Here is a 22,453-nt window from a genome sequence, read left to right as displayed (position 1 = left end):
ATAGGTTGATTTTACAGATCGTTGCCATCGTACTCAGTTACTTGCTTGGCTCTGTCAGCTTTAGTTTGCTGTATGGAAAATTAAAAGGAATCGACATTCGCCAGCATGGAAGCGGCAATGCCGGTGCGACGAATACGCTGCGTGTGCTTGGAAAAGGCCCAGCTATTCTGGTACTGCTGCTGGACGTACTAAAAGGGGTTATTGCAGTGCTGATAGGGCACTGGTTAGGCGGAGAATCATCCTGGGTACCGGGTTTGTGTGGCATTGCGGCGATTGCGGGCCATAACTGGCCGGTATATTTTCACTTCCGCGGAGGAAAAGGGATTGCGACCGCTATTGGTGTATTGGTATCGCTTGCCTTATTGCCCGCATTATATGCCGGAATCATTGCGATACTTGCAATCGTAATGACGCGTTACGTATCCCTAGGATCACTGATTTTTGTCATTTTGACCCCTTGGATATTACTCGTGCTTGGTTATGCATGGCCGTTATTCTGGACGGCTCTAATCATTTGCCTGTTCGCTGTGTGGAGACACCGTACCAACATAGTCAAGCTAGCGCGAGGGAATGAGAATAAGCTTGGCTCCAAAGGAGGAGATCGTCTTGTCTGAGAAAATAGCTGTGCTGGTCGCGGGAAGTTGGGGAACTGCCCTGGCTTCTGTTCTTGCGGCCAATAACAACGATGTCTCTGTCTGGACGAGAAATGAGCAGCAAGCAGCTGAAATCAATGAGAAGCATACGAATGAGCATTATTTACCGGGATCCATTTTGTCTGACCGCATTTCAGCTACAACTGATATGCAGACAGCGGTATCTGGTGCTAAAGCAGTGATAATCGTATCTCCTTCGGCTGCTGCTCGTCAGGTAGCACGTAGTCTGAAAGTTCATTTTACCAAGGATATGTTGGTAGTGCATGCCATTAAAGGCTTTGAAACAGAAACCCTCAAACGTATGTCCACGGTGATCTCGGAAGAACTGGAAATCGCGGAGGGTGATATTGCTGTGCTCTCTGGTCCGAGTCATGCGGAAGAAGTGGTGAGGAAATGTCCTACAACGGTCGTTGTAGCCTCCTCCAATGAGAAGGCTGCACAGGCTGCACAGGGGCTGTTCATGAACTCCTATTTCCGCGTCTATACAAACCGTGATTTGCTCGGTGTGGAACTGTCCGGGGCGCTAAAAAATATTATCGCACTGGGTGCGGGAATGTCAGACGGACTTGGCTTCGGTGATAATGCCAAAGCGGCTTTGTTGACTCGTGGATTGGCTGAGATTACCCGTGCCGGAGTTGAAATGGGAGCTAATCCATTAACCTTTGCCGGGCTAGCTGGCATTGGCGATCTAGTTGTCACTGCAACGAGTCGTCACAGTCGCAACTGGCGTGCAGGGTCATTATTGGGACAGGGCCAACAGCTTGATGCTGTGCTGGAATCTATGGGCATGGTCGTTGAGGGTATTCGTACGACAAAAGCGGCATACGCTATCTCGCAAAAATTAGGCGTTCAGATGCCTATTACAGAGGTGTTGTATGGGGTACTGTTTGAAGGACGTGACGTCCGTAAGGCCGTTGAGGCGCTGATGGGTCGCGATCCTAAGACCGAGATGGAAGTCATGCCGCTTCAAACGTGGGAGCAATGGCATTCCTAAAGGCTTTAAAAAATATAAAGGCTGTCTCATGAGTAGATTTTTCTATGATGAGATAGCCTTTTTTTAGTTAGGCGTTTGGCATGTCTTATGTACGCTTAATCACCTTTTGTCTCCGCCACTCATAGACTGATTTGAGCAATGGCGGAGGAGGGGAGATTGTGAATAAAAACTTTCCGAAAGATGCATTGAAGGCCATTAACAAAAAAGGCGGCAAAAACATATCCGAAAATGCAGTGAAAAAGCTGGCAGGCACGGTAAAGGCGGACACGCTTCAAAGTGAAGCGCAGTTGCGTCAGCTTATAAAGCAGGTGTCTGCGATGGCCAACATTCCGGTGTCGGAAGATACAGTAAGGGATATTGTCGGTGCCGTCAAAAAGAGCGGAATGAATCCTTCCAATATGGAAGCGTTGATGAAAATGATGATGAAAAAATAAAACACTGGCCGCACGCTGGCTAGTTTTATTCACCGTGAACCGGGAAGGTTCGCGGTTTTTTTTATATTTTGAAGCAGGTAACCTCTTTTTCAGTACACAAAATATCGAACTGCGATGTCGAACATGTTATAATGATGCCCATCAGGAAACGGGAAGAAAGAGAGTAAAGGAGGAAACGATGTTGAAGGAGGCAATATCATCAGTGTTAGTAGACAGGCTTCCTCACGATCTGGCAGTTGCGCTGAGTAGCTTGGCTGAGAGTTGGTCAACGGTGTCGGTTCCGTGGATGCTGGGAGGGAGCTGTTCGCTACTTGTGCAAGAAGTTGAACTGGATCGCCTGCCTCGGGACATTGATATTTATGCGGATATTCATGCAGCAAAGCTGCTTCATGCGCACCCCCTGGGTGTGAATATAGACCGGCAGCAGGTTGACCGTAGCGGCTCTTACATTTCATTGCTGAGTCACTATGAGCTGGAGGGATTTCCAGTCGAGTTGGTGGGGGGATTTGAGGTATTATGTGGCGGAGCTTTATACCGCTTAGAGATCGAGCGGCTACTTTGGTCGGCTGGGGTTCAGCTTGAGCTGGGGAGTGCTTCACTACGTCTGATGCCGCTCAGTCATGAGCTGTTATTCAATCTGTCGCGAAATCGACCCGACCGATATAAAGCGATTGCAGATGTCATGAAGCGCGACCCGCAACGTCATATAGTAGTACTGAAGCAGCTACTGGTCAGTAACATCTGGAATGAGGAGCAGTTGGACAAGCTTGCAGAACTTCTGCCTTGGCCAGAGTTGCACTGCATAATCTAGATGAGCAATGAAATATAAGCAGCGTGTGTGTTAAGAAGAAAGACGAATGGAGGACCGTTCATGAATGTGCAGATTACATTCAAGCCGTCAGGCAGGCGCGTACAGGTCGGTCAGGGTACGTCATTGCTCCAGGCTGCCCGTAAAGCAGGTGTATATATTCCCACTCGTTGTGACGGAAAAGCAGCCTGTCTGATGTGTAAGGTACAGATATCACCGGAATGGGCTGAATTTGCAGGCCGTCCCAACGATGCAGAGCAGCGTAAGCTGGGACCTTTACTGGATGAAGGAATACGCTTATCCTGTCAGGCTCGTGTTCAAGGTGATGTGGAGGTAACCATACCGGAGGATCGGCTCAAGGCGGCTATCAGGCGGCAACTGGAGCGACAGGCGATGGATGACGAACTGTGGTAATGTCGATTATATCAGAAGAATAAGAAAACAAAGGATGTTTTCCGACGACTAGAAACAGTCAGGGAAACATCCTTTTTTTTGTTAAGTCTAGTGACGAAGTCATGGGAGAGCCTTGCCCCGCATATATTAGGTGAGTGGACCCAAACGTAAAATATCGTTTCTGCAGTGATCGCTGTGACGTAATCTATTTTTCAAAAAACTAAACATATTTTACGGAGGGGATACATATGATGGTATCAGTCCAAATGCATGTACGAGTTTACGCCGTTTCGCCGATTCCATCAGTCTCCTGAATCTCGGCGGCGGACGACTTCCGGGCATTTTAAAGGCTGTTCTGCCGCATCTGGGATCAAGCAGTTGGTTGAACACGAAGCGGATGCTCTTTAAGCATTTTTCCTTCGGAGACTTTTGAGGAGGGGATTTCATTGGAGAAAGTGGACATTTTTAAAGACATTGCCGAACGCACCGGAGGAGACATTTATCTTGGGGTCGTCGGCGCAGTCCGAACAGGAAAATCAACGTTTATCAAGCGGTTTATGGAGACGATTGTACTGCCAAACATTACAAGTGAGGCGGACCGTGCCCGTGCTGTAGACGAGTTGCCGCAAAGTGCGGCAGGGAAGACGATCATGACGACGGAACCTAAATTCGTACCGAATAATGCCGTCCAGATCAAAGTAACGGAAGGACTGGACGTGAATGTACGTCTGGTTGATTGTGTAGGATACGCAGTAGAAGGAGCAAAAGGTTACGAGGATGAAAATGGCCCAAGGATGATCTCCACGCCATGGTTCGAAGAACCAATTCCTTTTCAGGAAGCGGCGGAAATTGGTACACGCAAGGTTATTCAGGAGCATTCGACGCTCGGTGTGGTAGTTACCACAGACGGCACCATTGCTGAAATCCCGCGTAGCTCTTATGTAGAGTCGGAGGAACGCGTCATTGAGGAGTTGAAGGAAGTTGGCAAGCCATTTGTTTTGGTTATCAACTCCACGCATCCGCGTAGCGATGAAACACTCCAACTTCGTAGTGAGCTGGCTGCCAAGTATGATATTCCAGTCATGACACTCAGTGCGGCGACCATGACGGAAGATGATGTTACAGGCGTACTTCGTGAAGTATTGTATGAATTTCCGGTGCACGAGGTGAATGTGAACCTGCCGAGCTGGGTCATGGTACTGAACGAAGAGCACTGGCTGCGTAGTAATTATGAAAATTCCGTTCGCGATACGGTTAAAGATATTCGACGCCTGCGTGATGTAGATCGGGTGGTCGGCCAGTTTATGGAATATGAATTCATCGACAGGGCCGGATTGAGCGGGATGAACATGGGGCAGGGCGTAGCTGAGATTGATCTGTATGCGCCCGATGAGCTGTATGACCAGATTTTGGTTGAAGTCGTCGGGGTAGAGATTCGCGGCAAGGATCATTTGCTGCAAATGATGCAGGATTTTGCCCACGCTAAACGGGAATATGACCGATTTGCCGAGGCGCTGGAAATGGTCAAGACAACGGGATATGGCATTGCTGCTCCGTCGCTGGCCGAGATGGCCCTGGACGAACCGCAGTTGATTCGTCAGGGCACAAGGTTTGGTGTGCGGCTCAAAGCGACGGCACCTTCCATTCACATGATCCGTGTCGATGTGGAATCGGAATTTGCTCCGATTATTGGGACGGAGAAGCAAAGTGAGGAGCTTGTGCGCTATCTGATGCAGGATTTTGAGAATGATCCAATCAAAATTTGGGAGTCAGACATTTTCGGACGTTCGCTGCATTCCATTGTGCGTGAAGGTATTCAGGGCAAGATCGCCATGATGCCGGACAATGCACGCTACAAGCTTCAGGAAACGCTGGGTCGCATTATCAATGAAGGCTCCGGTGGTCTCATTGCTATTATTCTTTAAGCGTAATCAAATGAAAAGGGGCAAGAAAAATACCGTGGAGAGCAGACTGCTCTCTACGGTTCGCAGAAAATAAAGTATTAGACTAACCCCCAAAACGAGACAGCGGCAGCTAAGGACGAGAAAATAATGTCCTAGACTGCCGCTGTTTTATTGAACGAACGTTTCTCGTTAGCGGAAAGTAGTTTTTATTGCAGTGATTTGATATCTAAGGTATGGGTGACGATCATTGCCGGAAACGGCAAATACTCATGATCTGGTGCGCTTGCTCCAGCGCCTTTAAAAAGACACCTTTATACAGCAACCGTTTCCCGGAATTCAATCGGGGACGGTTGTTTAATTTTTTCTAAAATCTATTTAGATTATAAAACGAAATTTAATCCCAATTGTCGTGTTTTGTCATATAAAGTCGGAAATTTCCCTATATTTCATAAAACCTATTTACATACTTGGTTTAACGCGATATATTAAGTATCAAATTTGAATCATATTGTGGATTGAACGAGGGGGAACAAAATCATGAATATCCAAAAAGAGCTCCAAAAAAACAAGAAGGTAGGGCTGGGTGCCATCATGCTACTCGTGCTGGTTTTGCTGGTCACTGCATGCGGCGCGCCGAAAACAGAGAGCGGCGCTCAAGGGACAAGCACTGAGGGAACGAACACAGCAGACGGAAAAACGGATAGTTTAAGTCTAAAGGGTAAACGGGTTGCGTTGATCATGGAGTTTAACACGGGCACGTTCTCGCAGCAGTATGTTCAAGGTGTGGAAGAGGAAGTTAAGAAATTTGGTGGTACGCTGACCAAGTTTGTGGCAGATAACGATAAGGCTAAAATGGCTTCTCTGCTTGATAGTGCGATTAACCAGCAGTTTGATGTCATTTTGACTGATCACGGTGATGCGTTGCTTGAGACAGGACTGAAAAAAGCAATTTCCCGCAATATTCCGGTTATCGTATTCGATGCTGCGGTCAATGTTCCGGGCGCGGTAGTGCTCTCACAGGATGACCAAAGCATGGCTGAGCTGACGCTGGAGCAAATGAAAAAGGATATCGGTGGCAAAGGCAACATTGTGAAAGTATGGGTTGCAGGGTTTGCACCGATGGAACGTCGTCAGGTTGCTTATGATGCATTTTTGAAATCCAATCCGGATATTAAAGAAATTGCGACTTTTGGTTCGGCTCAGAATCCTGCTTTGGATACGCAAGCCAAAATGGAAGCTGTGTTAAAGCAATATCCTAAGGGCGAAATTACAGCAGTCTGGACGGCTTGGGATGAATTTGCCAAAGGTGCAGCCCGTGCGATACAACAAGCTGGACGTACGGAAATTAAAGTCTACGGCATTGATATGAGCGATGAAGATTTGCAAATGATTCAGGACCCTAAAAATCCTTGGGTGGCTTCAGCAGCCGTAGATCCAACAGATATCGGGCGTGTACAAGTGCGCTATGCATACCAGAAGCTGCACGGAGATAACCCAGAGGAGAAAGTCGTACTGAAGGCGGTATATGTGCAACGCGAAGAGTTGCCGGATAAGCAAATTTCCACATCCGAGTTGTCTCAATATGTGAAAGGGTGGGGCGAGAGTGAGCAAGGCTACAAGGATTGGATGAAGGAATATGAAACGTCCAAATAAAATTGATGCACTATGCAAAGGCGCGCTTCGGCGCGCTTTTATCATAAGCAGGCGTGAGGGGGGCACCATGAGTTCACAAGTATATACATTGGAGATGAAGAAAATCAGCAAACAGTTTGCTGGTGTAGATGCGCTGCGAGCCGTGGATTTTACGGTGCAGGGTGGCGAAATTCATGCTCTGCTGGGCGCCAACGGCGCAGGTAAAAGCACATTGATGAAAATTTTGTCCGGTGCGTATCGTTCCGATCAGGGAGCTATCGTAGTTGGTGGCAAGGAACTGAAGATTAGTTCGCCGTGGGAGGCCAAAAGAGCCGGAATTCACTGTGTGTATCAGGAGGTCGATTCGGCGCTTGTGCCTCAGTTAACTGTCGCTGAAAACATTGTAATGGACGATTTGTCTGCACCTGATGGTCGATGGTGGGCTGCACCGGCTTCCATGCGCAGACGAGCACGTGAGGCATTAGCACGTCTGGAGGTTGATATAGATGTACGACGATACGTGTCTGAATTGACGTTGGCAGAAAAACAGCTTGTACTTATCGCACGTATGCTGACACAGCAAGCGAATACCATCATTTTTGATGAGCCTACGGCTCCGCTCAGCGAGGAAGAAACGCGGCGTTTGTTTCGCACAATCCATACACTCAAGGATGAGGGGGTTGCATGTATCCTCATCACGCACCGATTGCCTGAGGTCATCAAACACAGTGACCGTGTTACGGTGATGCGTGATGGTGAGCGCGTGTTCACGGGGCCTGCCTCTGATTTAAGTGTAGGAGACATCGTTACGCATATGCTTGGGAAAACATTTGAAGAGGAATTTCCAAAAACAGAGGTACCTATTGGTGAAACGGTATTGGAAGCGAGAGGGCTCCGCAAGGGCTTACGAGTTCACGGCGTTGATTTACAGGTCAGACGCGGCGAAATTCTCTCTATTGTGGGCTTGGTCGGTGCGGGCAAGACGGAGCTGTCACGACTTCTTACAGGAGCAGACAAGCCGGATAAGGGGGAGCTGACCTTTAAAGGTCGCTCCATTCGTTTGAGAGAGCCTGCGGACGCAGTAGCTCAAGGAATTGTGTCCATACCCGAGGAGCGGCGTAAGCAGGGTGTGCTGATTGAGGAGAGTGTGGAACGAAACCTAAGTCTTCCGCTCTTGGGCAAGCTGAGTGTCCTTGGCTTCATCAGTCGGCATAAAGAACGTAATAACGGTAATGGGATTGTCGCCTCTCTCGGTATTAAGACGCCATCGCTGCGCCAAAATGTTAAATATTTGAGTGGTGGGAATCAGCAAAAGGTTGCGATAGGGAAATGGCTTCATTCCGGAGCGGATGTATTTGTTTTTGACGAGCCAACCAAGGGTGTGGATATAGGGGCAAAAAGTGATATTTTCCGTATCATTGGTGAGTTGGCAGCGCAAGGAAAAGCGATCATTTATTTAACCTGTGAATTTGCTGAAGGGATTGGCATTGGTGATCGAATTGCAGTGATGTATGATGGCAAAATTATAAAGGAATTTGCGCGGGGCGAAGTGGAACAGGAACAGCTTCTGTTGTATGCCAGCGGCGGTGAAGAGGTGCACTCATGAAGGAAAAATGGTTAAACGTCTCATTTCGTTACGGTGCCGTAGTTGTCATTTTAGGTGTGTTGGCGTTTTTTTCATCCACATTACCTTATTTCTGGACGTATGATAATTTAATGGACATTCTTGGCTCGATTGCCATTGTGACTTTTGTTGCCATTGGTGTGACGTTGTCACTTATCGTGGACGGTTTTGACCTGTCGGTTGGAGCTACGGTATCTTTGACGACAGTCGTTTCAGCTTCTTTGATGGTCTGGTATGAACAGCCTGTTGCGGTGGTCATTATTGTGTCTCTGGTCGTCGGGGCTTTGGTTGGACTATTGAATTCATTATTGATCATTAAACTGCGTATCCCCGATTTGCTCGCAACTCTAGCAATCATGTATATTGTAAGTGGGATTCACAAAACGTACGCACAGGGCTATACCATATACAATCATATGCAGTTTCCCGATGGCAGCAAGGCGCCGGGGGAGATATCTCCTGCATTTCTTTTGCTGGGGCAAGGTAAATGGTTGGGTATCCCGATTTCGGTTATTTTACTGTTGCTGGCTGTGGCGGCGGTGCATGTTTTCTTGACCTACACGAAGCATGGGCGTCAAATGTATGTAACTGGTGGGAACGAGGAAGCTGCTCGTCTGTCGGGCATACGGGTAAAAAAAGTCCGTACACTGGCCTATGTTGCTTCAGGTGTATTTGCGGCGATTGCCGGTATTTTGTATGCCTCGCGAGTAGGCTCGGGCCAAATTGACGCTGGTTCCCCCTTGCTCATGGAGGCGGTAGCTGCAGTTTTCGTCGGTTTTTCGGTCTTTGGTGCCGGTAAACCCAATGTCATTGGTACATTTATTGGTGCGGTGTTGATCGGCGTGTTGGTTAATGGACTGACGATGATGAATGTGCAATATTTTGCCCATGATATTGTCAAGGGAGTAGTGCTGGTGCTTGCGCTGGCCGTTACTTTTTACGTGTTAAACCGTCGTCGTACTTGAAATTGTCTGTGGACTGTATTACTATAAACCTTGTTCCACGCAAGAAGGGTGCCATAAAACGCCAGTTTCGGCCTATATTGCGGAGGTTAGGTATATTCTATGTATATTTAACGACGAAACGGAAACAGATGATAACATTATGGAAGGCAGTATGCCGCCCGGGTTATTTTATACAGGCGACTTCATATCGGTCAATAACACCGATAACCTTAATGCTGGACTACACTTGAATTGGGAGGTGAATATTATGAATAAAACGGATTTGATCAATCAGGTTTCTGAAAGCACTGAATTGTCCAAAAAGGACGTAACCAAAGCAATCGATGCTGTATTTGAGGCAATCTCTGGAGCGCTGCAAAGTGGAGACAAGGTGCAACTGGTAGGTTTCGGGAACTTTGAGGTTCGTGAACGTTCCGCACGTAAAGGACGTAACCCGCAAACAGGAGAAGAAATCGAAATCCCTGCGAGCAAAATTCCGGCATTTAAACCGGGTAAAGCGCTCAAAGACGGAATTAAATAAGATTTCTTACATATTCCCATTGCGCTGGAAAGACCGTGAATTTGATTCACGGCCTTTTCTTTTTGTCCTGTTTACTTCGTGGTAGAGGTGCTATGGATTGAAGAAGAGGAAGTTGTCCTGCCGTTCCGCGAGGCATAAGCGATCAGCACTAGGGGTTCACCTGTCAGCTCGGCAAATTCATGCTCCAACTGTTGAAGCCTTTCGATCTGGGCAGGACTGAGATTAGCGGGACGATAGTTTTTCATCAGAGTTGCTCCTTTCGTTAACGGATGGGGCTGCACGGATAGTATGGCTCGGGACGCGCTAATTGTTGCAGGTAGCGCGGGAAGCATGTGGTTGACAAAACAAGCTTGAATCTCCATCATAAAAAGTATAGCTTCGGCTCTCAGGGAGGAAAAGGACATGGAAGATAACGTGACGGGTAGTAGTGAGTACGTCGTAATTAAAGCGAAAAGCAACGGATGTCAGGTTTTTGGTCTGACCAGAGGTCAGGATACACGCCTGCATCATTCAGAAAAATTGGACAAGGGCGAGGTACTGATCGTCCAATTTACGGATCATACTTCTGCCATTAAAATTCGCGGCAAGGCCGTTGTGATGACCAAGCACGGGGTTGTAGATACGGAGGATTAAAATGCAGGCATAGCCTGCTTTTTTTTGTTGTACAATGAGAGTGAGGACCTTTACCGTAGCAAACCCACATTATGGGGTAGAGGTCAGGGGAGGCTCTGATGAAACCTTGGATTGTACTCGGTGGCTCCATTCTTATAACCACCGCAGTAGCTGTATTGCTGCCGTCCTTACAGGTGCTGGACTCGGGAACCGCAGCAGTTCGTGAGACACAGGCGACGATTTCGACCCAGCAACGGGTGTTGCTGACGGATGACAATCTGGTGGATACGCTGAACGAGCTTCCATTGACCACACCGATTGTAAGCGTAAGCTGGGAACATTCAGTCCTGACCCTGGATGTCAAGCTGTCCAAGGAAGAGACCACACCGCTAGAGATTTATCAAAACATGGCAGAGCTTGCCGCTTTTAGCTTTTACGGAACGACGAATGTGCGGCAATTGCTGCTTCGGGTGGTGACGCAGGACGAATGGTCAGGAGAACGTCATTTGCTGCTGGCATCCGATATACGCCGGAACGAGTGGACGAACGAGGCATTGGAACAGCTGAGAAGCCGGGAAGGCGCGGAATTGCCAGAGGATTTGAAATCCCGCTTCCGCGTTACAGTAACGCCCATGTGGCAAAACAGGTTTAACGGTGTATATACAGACTAGATGTTTCTGCCGCTGGACCTACAGTACTTTAGTCGCGAATCATTTTAAATTGTGATATAATATAAGGCATTGCAATTATTTGAGTATACCAGAAAGTCATGGCTCGGAGGCTTAGGATGAAACCGTATCGCGTACCCCAATTAGCAAGGAAATATGTGGAATACGACATGATTCAACAACATACGGAAATGCCGGCTTTTCCTGACAGCCGTACCCGTTTGCTGTTTGTGTTTTTGAACCGGAATGCGCAGGAGCTGCATGCCAGTGAGGACGAACTGTACGCATTGGTTACCTCACTTGTGCAGATGGGGCTAGATACGCATGATATGATTGATACTTTATCCGGTATACGGAGCCCGGAGGAGATGCGTTCCAGACAGCTGAAAGTGTTAGCCGGGGACTATTTCAGCAGCCGTTTTTATCAGCTGCTCGCACTGGCAGGCCGGATCACAGCCATTTCAAAGCTGAGTGATGCTGTATGTGAGGTGAACGCAGGGAAAATGAGTCTGTACTGGGGAATGAAGCATTTCCGATTGGATGCAGCTCAGTATTTATCTCAGATGGTTCGTTTTAAAAAGGAGCTTTTTTTATCATTTACTTCACTTGTAGCAGAACAGGATCAGGAAGTTTGGAAGCAGCTTCTCAACGAATTTGCCCTCTGTGATACGCTAGTGGAAGAATGGGACAAGCGGGCAGAACCGGACAAGTCCCGTTTCGGATATATGTTCTGGCATGTTCACGGTAACGGGGACCGGAATGAGCAGGCGGAGCTTTCAGAGAGTGGTACTGACACTGAAGCATGGCGTAAGCTTGTTCTGAAATACAAAGCCGAGGATGCGATACTGGACAAGCTTCGCACGGCTGTTACACACATCCGGCAGATCCTGTCAGATGATCAAAATACGGGGATCGAGGAATTTGAATGCATGCTTGAGCCTTTCCTGAAGCTGCTAAATAGTCCGCACCCGGTTGTGAGGGAAGGTTAGGTGAACGTCATGGGATCAAGCGACACCAAGCCGAAAGAGCAATTCGTTCATGGCGTGTTTGAAAGTATAGCAAGCAAATACGATTTGATGAACGATATACTGAGCTTTCGCAGACATAAGGCTTGGCGGAAATTTACGATGAAAAAAATGAACATGCATCGCGGCGATACGGCAATCGATCTTTGCTGTGGGACATGTGACTGGACGCTTGCGATGGCGCGTGCAAGTGAAAGTGGTCACATCGTAGGACTGGATTTTAGTCAGAACATGCTTAATGTTGGCGAGCGTAAGATTACATCAGAATCCCGCGAAAAGCAAATTAAGCTTGTTCGGGGCAACGCGATGGAACTACCCTTTGAAGACAATTCATTTGATTATGCGACGATTGGTTTCGGTCTGCGCAACGTGCCTGATCTTCGCCGCGTGTTACAGGAGATGCAACGAGTCGTCAAACCTGGCGGGCAGGTCGTATGTCTGGAATTGTCCAAACCTACTTGGCAGCCGTTCAAGGGAATTTACTACACATATTTTCAACACATCTTGCCCATGCTCGGCAAATTGTTCGCCAAACGTTATGAGCAGTACAAATGGCTCCCTGATTCGTTGGCGCTTTTTCCAGGAAGGGATGAGCTGGCTGGTATCTTCCGTGAAGTCGGATTGAAGGATGTTCAGGCTCATTCTCTCACCGGAGGCATTGCGGCATTGCATATTGGAATCAAGGAGAGTCAGCATGTTTAAGAAAATTGCTATTTTTTTGGAAATGATTAAAATTGAACATACGTTATTTGCGCTCCCATTTGCATTCATGGGGGCTGTATTAGGGTCAGTTGTCGTAACAGGCAACCTTCCCTCATGGCCGCAGATCGGCTGGATTCTGCTGGCTATGGTTGGTGCGCGTAGCGCAGCTTTCGGCTTCAATCGTATGATTGACCGAGTGATTGACGGAAAAAATCCACGCACTGCAGGACGTGCCATCCCGGCGGGGCTGCTCAAATCGAGCGAAGTGGTGATTTTTATTATCGTCAGTTTGGTGTTGTTATTCTGGGCATCATTCAAATTAAGTCCGCTGGCGTTCAAGTTGTTCCCGCTGGCCTTTTTTATGCTTGTTTTTTACTCTTACACCAAGCGCTTCACTTGGCTTTGCCATATTGTACTCGGTCTAACAATTGGTTTGGCGCCGCTAGGCGCGTGGGTTGCAGTAACGGGACAAATGGATTTGACTGCTATCGTATTATATCTCACAATTGCATTTTGGACGGCTGGATTTGATGTCATTTATGCTTGTCAGGATATTGATTTTGACCAGAACGAGGGAGTTTATTCTATTCCTGCCCGTTTTGGTGTAGCAGGGGCGCTAAACATCGCTCGGGCATTCCATGTCATTACGGCGATCGGATTTATTGTGCTGTTCTTTATTGCAGATTTAAGCTGGTGGTATCTGGCGGGCATGATTATTTCATATATTATTTTATTTTATGAGCACTATATCGTATCTCCGAAAGATCTGAGTCGTTTGCAGACGGCATTCTTTACAATGAACGGTGTACTTAGCATTGTCGTATTTGCTTTTACATTGATTGATTTGGTGGTGCGTCAATACTAATGAATAATCAGGTGAGCGACCATCAAGGCAAACGAATCGTTATTGGCATTACAGGCGCGAGCGGAAGCATTTATGGTGTACGACTGGTAGAGACACTGCTGGACTTGCAATACACAGTTCACCTGATCGTTTCCAATGCTGGCTGGCGGGTACTGAAAGAGGAGCTGGGCTGGAATGTGACTGACCGGGAAGGGGCTTTGAATGATAAATTCGGAGGCCGTCCCGGTTCTCTTGTATACCATCCGTTCACAGATATCGGAGCTTCGATTGCGAGTGGCTCCTTTCTAGTGGATGCGATGATTATCATGCCTTGCTCAATGGGGACGTTGTCTGCAGTAGCGCACGGTTCGTCCGATAATCTCATGGCGCGTGCAGCGGATGTGATGATGAAGGAAGGTCGTCCGCTGATCCTTGTGCCTCGTGAGACGCCTCTACATGCCATTCATTTGGAAAATATGCTTAAGCTTGCGAGACTCGGCGTCAAAATGATTCCGGCTATGCCGGCTTTTTACTTTCATCCGAAGACGCTGGATGATATTGTGCTGTTCCTCGTAGGCAAAGTATTGGACAGCTTGCGTATAGAACATCAACTGTTTACGAGATGGGGGGATTCCGATGCCGACACCGGACACCAAGACAATCACAATCGGAAAAATTAAATATACAAACGCTTGGCCTATTTTTCATTATTTTAATCCTTCTGAGCTTCTCCATTCTGCGGAGATGGTTTCTAAAGTTCCGGCTGAATTGAATCGAGGTATGCTGAATGGGAGTTTGGATATCAGTGCGATGTCCTCCTTTGCGTATGCATCAGGTGCTGAGGAAATGCTATTGTTGCCGGATTTATCCGTCAGTGCAGACGGTCCTGTGCAATCCATTTTACTATTTTCACGCAAGCCGCTAAACGAAATCAAAAACGGAACAATTGCACTGACGAATACGTCTGCTACATCCGTGAATTTGTTGAAAATTTTGATGCAAAAGGCATGGGAAGGCCAGCCTTCCTATTTTGACTGTGAACCGGATCTTGACTTAATGTTGGAACAGGCAGATGCAGGGCTACTGATTGGAGATCACGCGATCAAGGCATCTTGGCGAAGTGAAGGTCTGTATGTAACGGACCTCGGCGAAGAGTGGAAACGCTGGACGGGGTACAGTATGACTTTTGCTGTATGGGCAGTACGACGTGCTGTTGCTGCTCAGAATCCCGCTGCGGTGGCTGAAATTGCGAGTGCGTTCCGCGCAAGCAAGCAACGCAGTCTGTCGGACCTGACGTCTGTTATTTCTGAAGCTTGCAAGGAAATTGGAGGTCTGCGAGATTATTGGGAGCGCTACTTTACTAATCTGTGTTATGATTTTGGAGAGAAGCAACAACAAGGTTTAGAGCTTTATTTTCAGTATGCGCATGAACTGGGATTGCTTGACCGACGAGTGAAGCCGCTTCTCTGGAGTGACAATACGCTGACACGGGTGAAAGAATGAAACGATTGGATTTGTTCGGTTTATTAAAGAAGGATATGAACTTCATAGAAGAAGAGTTGTACCGCAGTATCGACAGTACGGAGCCGTTGATTAATGATACGTCGCTTCATCTGCTTAAAGCAGGGGGCAAGCGTTTGCGTCCCGTATTTGTATTGCTGGGAGGCAAGTTTGGAGAATACGATCTGGACAAGCTCAAGCGCATAGCGGTACCTCTGGAACTGATTCATTCTGCCTCTCTCGTTCACGATGATGTGATTGACGATGCGGAAATGAGACGCGGTCAACCCACCGTGAAGTCCAAATGGGACAATCGGGTGGCTATGTACACCGGAGACTACATATACGCACGTGCGCTCTCTATTGCTGCTGGACTGCCGAATCCCGACATTCACCGGGTACTGTCTAAGGCGCTGGTGCAGATGTCCATTGGTGAAATGGAACAAATCCGCGATTTTTTTAATGTGGATCAGAGTGTGCGTAATTATTTGCTTCGCATACGGCGCAAAACGGCATTGTTGATTGCGGTTAGTTGCCAGTTGGGAGCTATGGCTGCAGGGGCAAGGGAAAGAGTCAATTCCCTGTTGTACAGCTATGGCTATAACGTAGGTATGGCATTTCAAATTCAGGATGATTTGCTCGATCTGTGTGGCACGGAAAAAAAGATCGGCAAGCCGCCGGGCAGCGATATGAGACAGGGGAATATTACGCTTCCGGTTATTTATGCGCTCGAACAGCCTGAGCTGCGCGCCGATCTGCTGGCTGAAATCCGCCGCATTCAGGATGGGGACGGGCAAGGAGATGCACGTAAAGCGGTGGATATGATCAAAAAAAGTGAAGGAATCACTAAAGCAGAAATTCTCGCCGACCGATATATTAATAAAGCGCTGAACGCGCTGGACTTACTTCCAGATGTCAAAACAAAAAAGACGCTACGCGATATTGCTCATTTTGTAACACGCCGCTCCTACTAAAGTTGTGTTTTGGGTTTGCTGTGACAAAATACTTTAACCGTTTCCAACCTTTCTGTTACAATACAGATTAGTACTGTATAAATACATTAGATTGGATTGGGAGTGAGCCGATGGATCGTACGTTTTTGATGGTTAAACCGGATGGTGTACAACGCGGACTGATTGGACGTATCATCAGTCGTCTGGAAGACAAAGGCTTCAAAATGACGGCTGGCAAGCTTGTGCAAGTATCTAGAGAACAGGCGGAACGGCATTATGCGGAGCATGTGGGCAAGCCTTTTTTTGAAGAGCTTGTAGGTTTTATCACATCAGGCCCTGTATTTGCCATGGTTTGGGAAGGGGATAACATCGTTACGCTTTCCCGCTTGTTGATCGGTAAAACACAAGTAACCGAAGCTCTTCCGGGCACAATTCGGGGAGACTTTGCTGCTCATACACCGTTTAACCTCATTCATGGTTCAGATTCACCGGAGAGTGCGGAGCGTGAGATTGCAAATTTTTTCACGCGGGAAGAATCGATTCGGTATGAAAAAAGTGTGGCAACCTGGATGTAAGTTTAATTACGTATGAAGAAGGATGGTAGCATGACGGATATGGAACTGGGTCAGACGGACCCCGATTACACAGCGTTTATCCGCAAAATCAAGGACAGTACAGGTATTGATCTTGCACAATACAAAGAAGCACAGATGAAAAGGCGGTTAACGACGCTTCGCAACAAAAACGGGTTTCCCAGTTTTGTTTCTTTTTATGATGCCATGATGAAGGAAAAACCTTTATTTTATGAATTTCTGGATCGTATGACGATCAATGTTTCGGAATTTTGGCGAAATCCCAATCGGTGGGAAGTGCTGCGGGATACAATTTTGCCACAGCTGCTTGTGGGGAAGCAGAAGCTTAAGCTGTGGAGTGCGGCCTGCTCGACTGGTGAAGAGCCTTATAGCCTGGCTATGGTTCTCGATGGTAGAGGGATCTTGGGGAATTGCTCCATAACAGCTTCCGACATTGATGATGGTGCATTGGCTAAAGCCAAGGAAGGCAAATATTTGGAACGTTCGCTCAAGGATGTGCCTGAGCAGGTAGCTAGCAAATATTTTAAGCCGGATGGCGCAATGTTTCGGATTGATGACCGTTTGAAACAGGCCGTTAAATTTCAAAAGCAAAACTTGCTGCTGGATCGGTTTGAGGATGGCTATGATCTTATTATCTGTCGTAATGTTATGATTTATTTTACAGAAGAGGCCAAGCATAAGTTGTACCAAAAGTTTGCAGCCAGTCTTCGTCCCGGCGGTGTGTTATTTGTCGGTAGTACAGAGCAAATCTTTTCTCCTAACCAATATGGTCTGGAATCGACGGAAACCTTTTTTTATCGCAAAAAAGCATAAGCCTGCACATATCATCCGTAGTTTCGTAGAAAGTTATTTTTTATCATTGAGTACATGAATGGTTGGCTTAGCAGTAACGCACGTCCTTTGGCCCCTTTGGCTAAGGGGCGTGTTTTTGTTTATCTGCATAGACGTGGCTTTTCTTGTCAAAGAAAGGTGCGTATACTATAATGAAGCACAGTTAAAGATTTTAGCGATGCACAGTTTAACAGTTTAAAGGGGGAACGCGTCATGAGTTTACGTTATCTAACCGCGGGGGAAACGCATGGTCCCCAGCTAACTGCCATTGTAGAGGGTATGCCGAGCAATTTAAAATTGGATTTTGAGGAATTGAATTTTCAGCTGCACCGTCGTCAGAAAGGATATGGACGGGGTCGGCGTATGCAGATTGAAAAAGATACGGCGAAGATTGCTGGAGGCGTGCGTCACGGTTATACCACGGGTGCACCGATTGCGCTGGTTGTGGAAAATAACGATTGGAAGCACTGGCAGAACATTATGAATATTGAGCCTATTGAAGGCAGTGATGAAGAAAAGCGTCGGGTTCACCGGCCACGTCCGGGTCATGCGGATTTGAATGGTGGAATGAAATACAACCTGAAGGATCTTCGTAACGTACTGGAGCGCTCCAGTGCGCGTGAAACAGCAATTCGTGTGGCATGCGGCGGTTTGGCCCGTCAATTGCTGGCTGAGCTTGGAATCAAGGTGGCAGGTCAGGTTATCCGAATTGGGGAAATCGAAGCTCCTTACCGCGATTTGCCGATTGACGAGCTGATTGCCGTGACAGAAGCCTCTTCGGTGAGAGTAACCGATCCAGAAACCGAAAAGAAAATGGAAGCGTACATTGACCTGATCAAGCAAGAAGGTGATTCAGTCGGTGGGGTAGTGGAATGTATCGTGGAAGGTGTTCCGATTGGTCTGGGCAGTCATGTACAGTATGATCGGAAGCTGGATGCACGTATTGCACAAGGAGTCATGTCGATTAATGCTTTTAAAGGCGTGGAAATCGGCATCGGCTTTGAAGCAGGAGAGTTACGCGGTTCACAGGTGCATGACGAGATTCTGTATGATGAGGAACGTGGATATCACCGTCGTACCAATCGTTTGGGCGGTTTTGAGGGTGGTATGACGAATGGAATGCCAGTTGTGGTTCGTGGCGTAATGAAGCCGATCCCAACACTGTACAAACCGCTGCAAAGCGTCGACATTGATACGAAGGAAGCGTTCACCGCACAGGTTGAGCGTTCGGATGCATGTGCAGTGCCAGCGGCAAGCGTAGTCATGGAGCATGTCGTAGCTTGGGAGATTGCGAAAGCTTTGCTTGAAAAATTCGGCGGGGATTCGATTGAAGAGATCCGTGCGAATATTGCATCCTACGAAGAACAACTGGGACGGTACTAAGATGAGTACGCTGACGGTACAACTTGGGGAACGTTCTTATCCCATTCATATCGGACGTGGGCTGTTACATCGAGCCGGAGAGTTGTTGAAGAAACGAGGGATTGCGCAAAAAAGTCCATTGTTGATTGTTTCTGACGAACATACAGCGGGATTCTACTTGGCAACACTGGAGAACAATCTTCAGGTATCCGGCTATAAGACGGTATCCTTTGTCGTTAAGCCAGGTGAAACCTCCAAGTCGCTTGCTGTATTTGAGCAGGTAATAACAGCAGCCATTGAGGGCGGTTTGGATCGCAATTCAGCTGTTATCGCACTTGGTGGTGGTGTGGTGGGTGATTTGGCCGGATTTGTAGCAGCCTCTTTTATGAGAGGCGTCAAGTTTGTACAGATCCCAACCACGATCCTTGCCCATGATAGTAGCGTGGGCGGTAAGGTTGGCATCAATCATCCTTTGGCAAAAAATATGATAGGAGCCTTCCACCAACCAGAACTCGTGCTGTATGACGTAGATACGTTGTCAACATTACCTCCTCGTGAGGTATCCGCCGGGCTCGCTGAAATGATCAAGCACGGCTTGATCTGGGATGCTGATTTCGCCCAGTGGTGCCGTGACCATGCGGCTGATTTGCTTGCGCTGGATGCGACAGCCCTAGAGTACGGACTGGAGAAGGGATGTTCCATAAAAGCCGAAGTCGTGTCGCGCGATGAACGAGAAAATGATTTACGTGCTATTTTAAACTTAGGCCATACGATTGGTCATGCGATTGAAGCAATTGCGGGATATGGTGAGTTTTTACACGGGGAAGCCATTTCTATTGGTATGGTCGGCTCTGCACTTCTGGGTGTGAAGCTGGGGGCAGATCCTTCTTTGGTAGACGAAACGAAGGTTATGTTGTCTTCGCTACGGCTACCGACCTCCCTTCCGTCACATCTCGATACAGATCGGCTACTGGACGCGATGATGCATGACAAAAAGTTCAAAGAAGGCAGCATTACTTTTGTCGTCCCACGTAGCATCGGGCACGTGGAGGTTGTGAAAGATATTTCCGTCTCTGACATCCGACAAGTCATTGAACAGTTAAAAGAGGAGGCGTAACGATGTACAATCGGGGAATTCGTGGCGCGACGACCGTAGCGAATAATGAAGAAAACGAAATTTTGGAAGCAACAAGCCAACTACTGGAGGAAATTGTATCCTACAATGAGATTCAGCCGGAGGATATTAGTAATGTATGGATTACGGTGACTCACGACCTAGATACTGCCTTTCCAGCTAAGGCCATCCGTCAGCTTGACGGCTGGGATATGGTTCCGCTCATGTGTGCATTAGAAATTCCTGTGGCAGGTAGTTTGCCCAAGTGCATCCGTTTGATGGTACAGGTGAACACCGATAAATCCCAGCGGGAAATCAAACATGTATATTTGAACGGAGCGCAGACGCTAAGACCGGATCTGGCTTCCCAAGGGAAATAACCGCCCGTTTTTTAAGTTGATGGTTGCCAAAGTAACATCCTATGAGATATAGTGTGTGTAGCAGAGTTGAGTAGAGTTAGCCAGAGCCAGAGTTGAGATGAGAAGAGTGCAGCCTTAGCCAATTCCATATGAGATTACAGAGACCGGCGGTAGCGGGTAAGCTTTTGTCGATGAAGAGATATTCTTCTACAGAGAAGCTTATTTGAGGCAACCCGCGGTTATGCAAAAGGGATGAGTGTATACTTTTTCTATTTGCTGTAGTCATTTTACATATGGTAGCATTCTTATAATTTCAATAACTGACAGCCTCTACCTTCCGGGTAGAGGCTTTTTTATATTCTCTCCTTTGGTTCTGCGCCAATTTGGAAAGGAAGTGATCTCATGTTAACGCCGCATGTGGAGCAAGTGATAACGATGGCGAATGAATTTAACCTGATTCCTGTGTACAAAAAAGTGCTGGCTGATATGGAGACGCCGATTCGGATTTTCCGTCGGTATGCCGAGCGGGACCGTGCCTTTCTGCTAGAGAGTGTAGAGGGAGGCGAACAGTGGGCGCGACATTCATTCATCGGTACAGACCCGTTTCTAATGGTGTCGGGTAAAAAAGGTCGTTTGATTTTGGAACAACACGGTAAACGGCAAATATTAAACGACAAGCCGATTGAAGCGCTCAAAGCGTTGCTTCGCAAATACCGTAGTCCGAAACTGAAAGAAATGCCTCCATTTACAGGCGGGGCTATCGGATTTTTTGGATATGACTTGCTTCAATACTATGAAAAGCTGCCAGAGCATTCGGTAGATGATTTGAATATGGATGATATCCGTTTTATGTTCTGCGATCAAGTGATTGTCTTTGATCATGTGAAACAGCAAATTTTGCTGGTCGGCAATGTTCATGTAGGCGAAGGGTTCCGCGATGAGGACATTCGTGCTGCTTATGCGGATGTGGAACGCAGGTTGGAGGAAACGGCGCAGTATCTGCGCAAGCAGACCCCACCAGAACGATTAGGATCAGCTTCCATTCCGGATGATGTGGAACTGGGTGAGATTCAATCCAATGTGACGAAGGAACAGTTTATATCAAACGTGGAGCAGGCGAAGGAGTATATCCGCTCCGGTGATATTTTTCAGGTTGTACTATCCCAGCGTTTTCACATTGATACAGAGGCCTCTCCTTTACAGGTATACCGCGTGCTGCGCACGATGAACCCGTCGCCATATATGTATTATTTGAAAATGGATGACGAGATCATCGTGGGCACTTCGCCGGAGGCACTCGTCAAGGTGGAAAACGGCCGGGTAGAAACCCGTCCTATTGCAGGAACGAGGCCGCGTGGTGTAACGGAGACAGAAGACGAGGCGCTTGCTGAAGAACTGTTGAAGGATGAAAAAGAGCGTGCAGAGCATCTGATGCTGGTCGATTTGGGAAGAAATGATCTGGGTCGCGTATCACAGTTTGGCACAGTCAAATGCGATACGTTCATGGAGATTGAACGCTATTCCCACGTCATGCACATTGTATCCAATGTGTCGGGTGAGCTACGTGAGGACAAAGATTTCTTTGATGCTTTCCTGTCTTGCCTGCCAGCCGGCACCGTATCGGGGGCTCCAAAGCTACGGGCCATGGAGATTATTGCCGAGCTGGAGCGGGAAGCACGCGGACCCTATGCAGGGGCGATTGGATATTTGGGTTTCTCGGGCAATATGGACGCTTGCATTACGATTCGCACGATTGTATTTAAAAAGAACCGGGCCTATGTCCAGGCAGGCGCTGGAATTGTGTGGGATTCGGTTCCGGAAAGCGAGTATCAGGAGACGGTAAACAAGGCAAAGGCATTGCTGAAAGCAATCCGCACGGCAGAAGCGATGTTCCCGGCAACGACACAGCCCTATAACAGCGTCATCAACCAGGATTATTTGTACACTCCGTAACACACAAAAA

Annotated in this window: 25 protein-coding genes; 24 read left to right on the top strand and 1 reads right to left on the bottom strand. The window is 47.6% G+C overall.

Going from position 1 to position 22,453, the window contains the following annotated elements; translation table 11 throughout:
- Window positions 1-5 precede the first annotated feature (5 nt).
- From plsY to hbs, 10 genes are all read left to right on the top strand, one after another.
- Window positions 6-614: a glycerol-3-phosphate 1-O-acyltransferase PlsY gene (plsY, locus tag AC6EJC_RS02390; protein WP_444952569.1), complete on the top strand. Its 609-nt coding sequence runs from the start codon at window positions 6-8 to the stop codon at window positions 612-614.
- The gene (locus tag AC6EJC_RS02385; RefSeq protein WP_444952568.1) at window positions 607-1,647 is read left to right on the top strand and encodes an NAD(P)H-dependent glycerol-3-phosphate dehydrogenase; all 1,041 of its coding nucleotides are present in this window, start codon (window positions 607-609) and stop codon (window positions 1,645-1,647) included. The genes plsY and AC6EJC_RS02385 overlap by 8 nt, the downstream gene beginning before the upstream one ends.
- 158 nt (window positions 1,648-1,805) lie before the next feature.
- Entirely contained in the window at window positions 1,806-2,081 is a 276-nt protein-coding gene (locus AC6EJC_RS02380; protein WP_013310741.1) for a stage VI sporulation protein F, read from the top strand.
- Between the two features lie 178 nt (window positions 2,082-2,259).
- A complete protein-coding gene (locus tag AC6EJC_RS02375; protein ID WP_444952567.1) occupies window positions 2,260-2,892 on the top strand; it encodes a hypothetical protein in 633 nt (210 codons plus the stop codon).
- A gap of 60 nt (window positions 2,893-2,952) precedes the next feature.
- The gene (locus tag AC6EJC_RS02370; RefSeq protein WP_444952566.1) at window positions 2,953-3,303 is read left to right on the top strand and encodes a 2Fe-2S iron-sulfur cluster-binding protein; all 351 of its coding nucleotides are present in this window, start codon (window positions 2,953-2,955) and stop codon (window positions 3,301-3,303) included.
- Window positions 3,304-3,728: 425 nt separating this feature from the next.
- On the top strand, window positions 3,729-5,207 hold the full coding sequence (gene spoIVA, locus AC6EJC_RS02365) for a stage IV sporulation protein A (protein WP_444952565.1): 1,479 nt from the start codon (window positions 3,729-3,731) through the stop codon (window positions 5,205-5,207).
- Window positions 5,208-5,723: 516 nt separating this feature from the next.
- On the top strand, window positions 5,724-6,839 hold the full coding sequence (locus AC6EJC_RS02360) for a sugar ABC transporter substrate-binding protein (RefSeq protein ID WP_444952564.1): 1,116 nt from the start codon (window positions 5,724-5,726) through the stop codon (window positions 6,837-6,839).
- A 67-nt stretch (window positions 6,840-6,906) separates the two neighbouring features.
- Window positions 6,907-8,424: a sugar ABC transporter ATP-binding protein gene (locus tag AC6EJC_RS02355; RefSeq protein ID WP_444952563.1), complete on the top strand. Its 1,518-nt coding sequence runs from the start codon at window positions 6,907-6,909 to the stop codon at window positions 8,422-8,424.
- Window positions 8,421-9,407 carry an ABC transporter permease gene (locus AC6EJC_RS02350; protein WP_444952562.1) on the top strand — a complete coding sequence of 329 codons (987 nt, stop codon included), beginning with the start codon at window positions 8,421-8,423 and terminating at the stop codon, window positions 9,405-9,407. The genes AC6EJC_RS02355 and AC6EJC_RS02350 overlap by 4 nt, the downstream gene beginning before the upstream one ends.
- Window positions 9,408-9,654: 247 nt before the next feature.
- Window positions 9,655-9,927: a non-specific DNA-binding protein Hbs gene (hbs, locus tag AC6EJC_RS02345; protein ID WP_013310732.1), complete on the top strand. Its 273-nt coding sequence runs from the start codon at window positions 9,655-9,657 to the stop codon at window positions 9,925-9,927.
- A 71-nt stretch (window positions 9,928-9,998) separates the two neighbouring features.
- Here the strand turns inward: hbs and AC6EJC_RS02340 are convergent, their stop codons facing one another.
- On the bottom strand, window positions 9,999-10,172 hold the full coding sequence (locus AC6EJC_RS02340; RefSeq protein WP_444952561.1) for a hypothetical protein: 174 nt from the start codon (window positions 10,170-10,172) through the stop codon (window positions 9,999-10,001).
- 157 nt (window positions 10,173-10,329) lie between these two features.
- On the opposite strand from AC6EJC_RS02340, the gene mtrB reads away from it, so the two are divergent.
- From mtrB to trpE, 14 genes are all read left to right on the top strand, one after another.
- Entirely contained in the window at window positions 10,330-10,560 is a 231-nt protein-coding gene (gene mtrB, locus AC6EJC_RS02335) for a trp RNA-binding attenuation protein MtrB (RefSeq protein WP_013310730.1), read from the top strand.
- Window positions 10,561-10,658: 98 nt separating this feature from the next.
- Window positions 10,659-11,210 carry a hypothetical protein gene (locus AC6EJC_RS02330; protein ID WP_444952560.1) on the top strand — a complete coding sequence of 184 codons (552 nt, stop codon included), beginning with the start codon at window positions 10,659-10,661 and terminating at the stop codon, window positions 11,208-11,210.
- Between the two features lie 116 nt (window positions 11,211-11,326).
- Window positions 11,327-12,196 (top strand): heptaprenyl diphosphate synthase component 1, encoded by an 870-nt coding sequence (locus tag AC6EJC_RS02325; RefSeq protein ID WP_444952559.1) that lies wholly within the window; start codon window positions 11,327-11,329, stop codon window positions 12,194-12,196.
- 9 nt (window positions 12,197-12,205) lie between these two features.
- Window positions 12,206-12,934: a demethylmenaquinone methyltransferase gene (locus AC6EJC_RS02320; protein WP_444952558.1), complete on the top strand. Its 729-nt coding sequence runs from the start codon at window positions 12,206-12,208 to the stop codon at window positions 12,932-12,934.
- The gene (locus tag AC6EJC_RS02315) at window positions 12,927-13,799 is read left to right on the top strand and encodes a UbiA-like polyprenyltransferase (protein ID WP_444952557.1); all 873 of its coding nucleotides are present in this window, start codon (window positions 12,927-12,929) and stop codon (window positions 13,797-13,799) included. Before AC6EJC_RS02320 ends, AC6EJC_RS02315 begins: the two co-directional genes overlap by 8 nt.
- Window positions 13,799-14,458 carry a UbiX family flavin prenyltransferase gene (locus tag AC6EJC_RS02310; RefSeq protein ID WP_444952556.1) on the top strand — a complete coding sequence of 220 codons (660 nt, stop codon included), beginning with the start codon at window positions 13,799-13,801 and terminating at the stop codon, window positions 14,456-14,458. Before AC6EJC_RS02315 ends, AC6EJC_RS02310 begins: the two co-directional genes overlap by 1 nt.
- Window positions 14,415-15,281: a menaquinone biosynthetic enzyme MqnA/MqnD family protein gene (locus tag AC6EJC_RS02305; protein WP_444952555.1), complete on the top strand. Its 867-nt coding sequence runs from the start codon at window positions 14,415-14,417 to the stop codon at window positions 15,279-15,281. The genes AC6EJC_RS02310 and AC6EJC_RS02305 overlap by 44 nt, the downstream gene beginning before the upstream one ends.
- The gene (locus AC6EJC_RS02300) at window positions 15,278-16,252 is read left to right on the top strand and encodes a polyprenyl synthetase family protein (protein WP_444952554.1); all 975 of its coding nucleotides are present in this window, start codon (window positions 15,278-15,280) and stop codon (window positions 16,250-16,252) included. Before AC6EJC_RS02305 ends, AC6EJC_RS02300 begins: the two co-directional genes overlap by 4 nt.
- A gap of 110 nt (window positions 16,253-16,362) precedes the next feature.
- Window positions 16,363-16,806, top strand: coding sequence for a nucleoside-diphosphate kinase (gene ndk / locus AC6EJC_RS02295; protein ID WP_444952553.1), 444 nt, complete (start codon window positions 16,363-16,365; stop codon window positions 16,804-16,806).
- 30 nt (window positions 16,807-16,836) lie between these two features.
- A complete protein-coding gene (locus tag AC6EJC_RS02290) occupies window positions 16,837-17,637 on the top strand; it encodes a CheR family methyltransferase (protein ID WP_444952552.1) in 801 nt (266 codons plus the stop codon).
- A gap of 231 nt (window positions 17,638-17,868) precedes the next feature.
- Window positions 17,869-19,038 carry a chorismate synthase gene (gene aroC / locus AC6EJC_RS02285; RefSeq protein WP_444952551.1) on the top strand — a complete coding sequence of 390 codons (1,170 nt, stop codon included), beginning with the start codon at window positions 17,869-17,871 and terminating at the stop codon, window positions 19,036-19,038.
- Between the two features lies 1 nt (window position 19,039).
- On the top strand, window positions 19,040-20,134 hold the full coding sequence (gene aroB, locus AC6EJC_RS02280) for a 3-dehydroquinate synthase (protein ID WP_444952550.1): 1,095 nt from the start codon (window positions 19,040-19,042) through the stop codon (window positions 20,132-20,134).
- Between the two features lie 2 nt (window positions 20,135-20,136).
- On the top strand, window positions 20,137-20,511 hold the full coding sequence (gene aroH, locus AC6EJC_RS02275) for a chorismate mutase (RefSeq protein WP_444952549.1): 375 nt from the start codon (window positions 20,137-20,139) through the stop codon (window positions 20,509-20,511).
- A gap of 381 nt (window positions 20,512-20,892) precedes the next feature.
- Entirely contained in the window at window positions 20,893-22,443 is a 1,551-nt protein-coding gene (gene trpE / locus AC6EJC_RS02270; protein ID WP_444952548.1) for an anthranilate synthase component I, read from the top strand.
- Window positions 22,444-22,453: the final 10 nt, after the last annotated feature.

Source organism: Paenibacillus sp. TY11 (genome assembly GCF_059772165.1).
This window is presented reverse-complemented; position numbering and strand designations above follow the sequence as displayed.